This window comes from Microbacterium umsixpiens (assembly GCF_053543675.1).
Genome location: NZ_JBLVOH010000023.1, coordinates 74,696 through 75,113, shown reverse-complemented (window position 1 = coordinate 75,113; position 418 = coordinate 74,696). Strand labels below are relative to the sequence as shown.

At 66.7% G+C, this 418-nt stretch carries 1 protein-coding gene; it reads left to right on the top strand.

Annotated elements, in window-relative coordinates:
* A partial coding sequence (locus ACNPM4_RS02450; RefSeq protein WP_448984572.1) for a nucleoside hydrolase occupies positions 1-418 on the top strand: 418 nt, incomplete at both ends.

Genomic DNA, 418 nt, shown 5'->3' with positions numbered 1-418 from the left:
AGATCCCGAGGCCGCGGCCGTGGTGTTCGCATCCGGCGTTCCGCTCACCATGGTCGGGCTCAACATCTCCCACCAGGCGCTGATCACCGAAGACGTCATCCAGCGCATCGGCGCGGTCGGCAACGAGACCTCGGCATTCGGGGTGGAGCTGCTGCGCTTCTTCTGCAGCACCTACGAGAAGGCCGAGGGGATGCCGGAAGGACCGCTGCACGATCCCATCACCGTCGCCATCGCGATCGACCGGGCCGTCGCGTCGATCCAGCGCTGCCACGTCGACATCGAGACGACCGGCGAGTTCACGGCCGGTGCGACCTGCGTCGACCTGCACGACATGCTGGGCAAGGAGCCGAACACCGACGTCGCGATCACCCTCGACGTGCCGAAGTTCTGGGATCTGGTGACGGATGCTGTCGCGGCG